The organism is Affinirhizobium straminoryzae (assembly GCF_007004135.1).
In the GTDB taxonomy this organism is placed as follows: Bacteria; Pseudomonadota; Alphaproteobacteria; order Rhizobiales; family Rhizobiaceae; genus Neorhizobium; species Neorhizobium straminoryzae.
The window spans coordinates 1-4,643 of the sequence record NZ_VJMG01000124.1 but is presented as its reverse complement, the minus strand read 5'-3'; the positions used below and the strand labels follow the sequence as shown (position 1 = coordinate 4,643).

Genomic DNA, 4,643 nt, shown 5'->3' with positions numbered 1-4,643 from the left:
AAGCGTCAATCCGTATTTTTTCATTGCGCGACGTTTTTGTCATAAACCTTTGATGTGGAACGTCTATTTTTGCAGCCCGCCGCGAATCGCAGAAGCCTCTGCCGACGACTGTCTGCGGCGGGCAAGCAGAAACAGATCACGCCCCGGGCATCGGTATGCGGATATCGGTCTGCGCATCGAAGACATGGAGGTTCGACGGCTCGAAATCGACGCCCATCTGCTCCCCGCGCCTGAGGAAAAGGCGTTCGCTGGCGACAATCGTAATCTCCGGGCGGCTGTCGGACACCACATAGGTACTGGACCCCGTGCTTTCGACAGCGCCGACCGGAAAACGGATCTTTGCTGCATCCGGTGAAACGAGCCGAAGATGTTCCGGACGCAGTCCGACATGGACCGCCGTACCATTCATCAAAGGGGCATCGAAGGGCAGCCGGACATCCTCACCTGGCTGAATGTCGAGCCGCAACGCCCCCTCTACATAGGTGGCCGGAATGAGGTTCATGGCGGGAGAACCGATGAAGCCAGCCACAAACCGGTTGACCGGCCGGTCGTAGAGATGAAGCGGCGCGCCCTGCTGCTCGATCACCCCCTGACGCATGACGACGACATGATCGGCCATGGTCATGGCTTCCACCTGGTCATGGGTGACATAGACGGAGGTTGCCCCCAGCCGGTCATGCAGCGCCCGGATCTCCTTGCGCATCTGGACGCGCAGGGCGGCATCGAGGTTCGACAGCGGCTCGTCGAACAGGAAGGCCTTGGGATGACGAATGATCGCACGGCTCATGGCAACGCGCTGCCGCTGACCACCGGAGAGTTCGCGGGGATAGCGATGCAGAAGATGCGAAAGACCGGTAATCGCCGCCACATCCTCCGCCGCCTTGCGAGTTTCCGCGCGGTTCACACCACGGATACGCAGCGAATAGGTCAGATTCTCCTCAACCGTCATGTGCGGATAAAGCGCATAGGACTGGAACACCATGGCGAGATCGCGCTTGCGCGGCGGAACACCGTTCATCCGCTCTCCCGCGATGAAGAGATCGCCGGTCGAGATGCTCTCCAGCCCCGCCAGCGACCGCAGCAGCGTGGACTTGCCGCAGCCGGACGGGCCGACCAGTGCAACGAACGCCCCCTTGCGGATGGAAAGATCGATATCCTTCAGTGCATGATAGGCCCCGTAATACTTGTTGACGCCGGTGAGTTCGATCTGCTGGGTCATTTGAGCGCTCCGGACGTCAGGCCGGAAACGATCCGGCGTTGCAAGAGAACGAAGATGGCGAGGATCGGCGTCACATAGATCGTGGCGAAGGCCATGATGCTGTTCCATTCATTGGTGTTCGGTCCCATGAAGGAGTTCAAGCCGACGCTGGCCGGCTGATATTCGATCGCCTGGATGATCGACTTCGAATAGACGAACTCACCGAAAGCCTGCATGAAGATGAGGATGGCGGAGACGAGAATGCCGTTGCGCGCCAGAGGCAACACGATGTTGAAAAAGGCGCCGATCCGCGAATTGCCGTCGACCAGCGCCGCCTCCTCCAGTTCCATCGGCACGCTCATGAAGGTGGCCCGCACCAGCACCACGAAGAAAGGCATGGATTTGGCGGCGATGGCCAGAACAACGGCAAACCGCGGATAGTCCAGCAGGCCAAGCTGCGAGAAGCCGACGAAGATCGGCGTGATCATCAGCGAGGCCGGAAGAACCTGCAGCATCAGGATCAGGAACAGACCGACATCGACCCAGCGGTTGCGATAGCGGGCAAGCACATAGGCGCAACCGGTTCCAAGCAGCGTGATGAGGGTGACCGCGCCGGTCGCGATCACCAGCGAATTGCCGAGATAGCGGGCCAGATTGCGGCTTTCCCACACATAGACATAGGTATCCCAGTGGGGATCGCTCGGCCAGAAGCCGGGCGGCGTGGCAAAGACGGCCGACCCGCTCTTCAGCGTGGTGATATACATCCAGTAGAGCGGGAAGAGATAAACCGCCGCCAGCGCAAGCGCGATGAGCAGCATCAGGCGGTTTCGCCAGGCCTCGGTCATCCGCGCACCTCCTGTCGGGTCGAGCGGACATAGATGACCGATGCCAGCATCACGAACAGGATCATGATGACCGAGATCGTCGCGCCGCGGGCAAAATCATATTGCTTGAAGGACAGGTCCCAGGCCCAGTACTGAGCGACGTTCGAGGCATTGTTCGGCCCGCCGGAGGTGATGGCGGCGAAGAGATCGAACTGCTGCAGGGTGAAGATCAGGCCCAGCGACAGGATAGCGCCGATCGACGAGCGCATCATCGGCAACGTAATGGTGACGAAACGCTGCCACACATTGGCACCATCCAGTTCCGCCGCCTCATAGAGATCTTCCGGAATGGCCGAAAGTCCGACGGACAGCAGGATCATGTTGAACGACGTGCCGAGCCAGATATTGGCGAGGATGACAGCCCACAGGGCAAAGTTCGGATCGGAGCGCCAGAAGATGTTCCGGGAGATGAGGCCCGCCTCACGCAGCAGGAAGTTGATGACACCGAAATCGCCTGAAAGCATCCAGTTCCAGACGGCACCGACCACAAGCCCCGGCATGATCCACGAGATGAGGAAGAGACCGCGCAGCCACGAGGCACCCGGGAAATTGACCCAGAAGAACAAGGCAAGGCCGAAGCCGATGACGAACTGGCCGGCAATCGAGGCTGTGACGAAAATGGCCGTGTTGGCGAAGATCGGCCAGGTTTCCGGCTCGGCAAACAGCGCCTTGTAATTGGCAAGGCCGACGAAGGGCCGGATCACGCTGCCCAGCGAGAACATGTCGACTTCCTGGAAGCTCATCAACACGTTGTAGAGGAGCGGCAGGCCGGACAGTGCCAGCAGGAAGCCGAGGGGGACAGCGACGAGCAGGATGTCGAAGCCGCGACCGTCGGTCAGAGACAGGGCAAGTTTGCGCAACGGTTTCATCCTTGAAAAGGGGCCGGAACCGCCGGTCAGCAGCCGCCCCTAAGAGATCGGGACAGCCGCCGACCGGGAGGGAGCCGGAAGGCAGGGGGACAGGGCCGTGGCCCCTTCCCGGCAAGCGGAAGAGGAATCTCAGCCGAGAACGGCGTCGATCTTCTTCTGAGCCTGATCCAGCGCATCCTTGGGCGACATCTGGCCGGTCAGGGCCGCCTGGATCGCGTCCTGGATCGCCTTGGAAATCTTCGGCCATTGCGGATGCGGGCCGCGCGCCTGCGCATATTTCAGCTGCTCCTGGAAGACCTTCAGCGCAGCATCCTTCTTGGCATCGCCCGTGGCTGGCAGCGTGATGTCGGAGCGGGCCGGAAGCTGGCCGTATTTCGCAAACATCTTGTCGTCCTGCGAGGCGAAATACTCGATTGCCTTGAAGGCTTCCGCCGGATGCTTGGTGGAGGAGAAGATCGCCCAGTTGAAATCGCCCATGGCCGACGAACGCTCGGCGCCCGGCTGCGGGATCGGCAGCAGCGCCACCCGCCAGTCGAACTTTGCCTCGCTGGTCATGCGGTTGAGTTCCCAGGGACCGGAGATCGCCATGGCGGCATTGCCGGCATTGAAGGTGCCGGTCGAATCCCACTGGCCACGCGTCAGGCTGTCCGGCGAGGCGAGCTTCTCGTTCATGATCGTCTTCCAGGCGGTCAGCGCCTTCACACCGCCCTCAGTATTGATGTGCTTGTAGCTGCCGCCGGCCATCTGCACCCAGGGCAGGAACTGGAAGGTGCCTTCCTCATTGCCCTTGGCGGAGAAGGCAAGGCCATAGACGTTCCGGGCGGGATCGTTGAGCTTGCGAGCCGCGGCCAGCAGTTCGTCCCAGGTCTGCGGCGGCTTGTCGGGATCGAGCCCCTTGGCGCGAAACATGTCGGCATTGTAGTAGAGCGCGATCGTGTTGGTCGCCTTCGGCACACCATAAAGCTTGTCCTTCCAGGTGACCGAGTTCAGCGGCCCCTTGAAATAATTTTCCTTCTTGATGACACTCGACTTGGAGATCATGTCGGTGAGGTCAAGAAAGGCGCCGCGCGACGCAAAGAGCGCATGTTCGGGATTGTCGATGGCGATGATGTCGGGGGCCTGCCCGGTGGAATAGGCGCGCATGGCCTCGCTGACGACGTCATCGAACTGGATCAGACGGTATTCGACCTTGATGTTCGGTTCCTTGTCGTCGAATTCCTTGGCGAGGTTCCAGGCCGGCTGCTCCGGCTTGTCCAGGCTCCAGATGCGCAGCGTGATTTCCTCGGCGCTCGCATGCGACATCCCGAGTGCGGGGATGCCAGCGAGCGCGACGGCGCCCGCCATCAGACACATTCGAATAGACATGCTCTCCTCCTAGAGTTTGACCATTCCGATCGGTTTCATGTCACACCCCGGCCAGCGTCCTCCCCGCCGGCCGTGGCGTCTTACTGGGGATCGGTCACGAAACTGCCGCCCCGGCAATTCTTGAGGTAGTTCAGCGCATGCACCTGGCCCGTCATTTCCAGCTGGTCGCGGTAGACGGGATCATGCCAGCCTTCGATATCGACGGAACCGGACCATCCGGCAAGCCGAAGCTCGGACATCACATCCGTCCAGTTGGTGTCGCCAAAGCCCGGCGTGCGCATGAAGACGAAGGGATGCTTGCCGAAAATGCCGTGCTCGCGGATCACG

At 60.9% G+C, this 4,643-nt stretch carries 4 protein-coding genes and 1 pseudogene; all 5 read right to left on the bottom strand.

Translation table 11 applies throughout. The annotated features are described in order from the left end of the window. Positions 1–136 precede the first annotated feature (136 nt). Complete coding sequence (locus FNA46_RS25725; protein ID WP_143128084.1) at positions 137–1,219, bottom strand: ABC transporter ATP-binding protein; 1,083 nt, start codon at positions 1,217–1,219, stop codon at positions 137–139. Beyond that, positions 1,216–2,043 (bottom strand): carbohydrate ABC transporter permease, encoded by an 828-nt coding sequence (locus tag FNA46_RS25720; RefSeq protein ID WP_143128083.1) that lies wholly within the window; start codon positions 2,041–2,043, stop codon positions 1,216–1,218. The genes FNA46_RS25725 and FNA46_RS25720 overlap by 4 nt, the downstream gene beginning before the upstream one ends. Further along, complete coding sequence (locus tag FNA46_RS25715; RefSeq protein WP_425468811.1) at positions 2,040–2,951, bottom strand: carbohydrate ABC transporter permease; 912 nt, start codon at positions 2,949–2,951, stop codon at positions 2,040–2,042. Before FNA46_RS25715 ends, FNA46_RS25720 begins: the two co-directional genes overlap by 4 nt. A gap of 129 nt (positions 2,952–3,080) precedes the next feature. Then, a complete protein-coding gene (locus tag FNA46_RS25710) occupies positions 3,081–4,316 on the bottom strand; it encodes an ABC transporter substrate-binding protein (RefSeq protein ID WP_143128081.1) in 1,236 nt (411 codons plus the stop codon). Between the two features lie 80 nt (positions 4,317–4,396). Beyond that, positions 4,397–4,643, bottom strand: a pseudogene (locus FNA46_RS25705) (sugar phosphate isomerase/epimerase); the annotation flags it as partial.

What these genes read in the sequence shown, in the direction of transcription:
- FNA46_RS25725 (WP_143128084.1), bottom strand. Translation starts at nt 1,219, where the DNA reads ATGACCCAGCAGATCGAACTCACCGGCGTCAACAAGTATTACGGGGCC.
- FNA46_RS25720 (WP_143128083.1), bottom strand. Translation starts at nt 2,043, where the DNA reads ATGACCGAGGCCTGGCGAAACCGCCTGATGCTGCTCATCGCGCTTGCG.
- FNA46_RS25715 (WP_425468811.1), bottom strand. Translation starts at nt 2,951, where the DNA reads ATGAAACCGTTGCGCAAACTTGCCCTGTCTCTGACCGACGGTCGCGGC.
- FNA46_RS25710 (WP_143128081.1), bottom strand. Translation starts at nt 4,316, where the DNA reads ATGTCTATTCGAATGTGTCTGATGGCGGGCGCCGTCGCGCTCGCTGGC.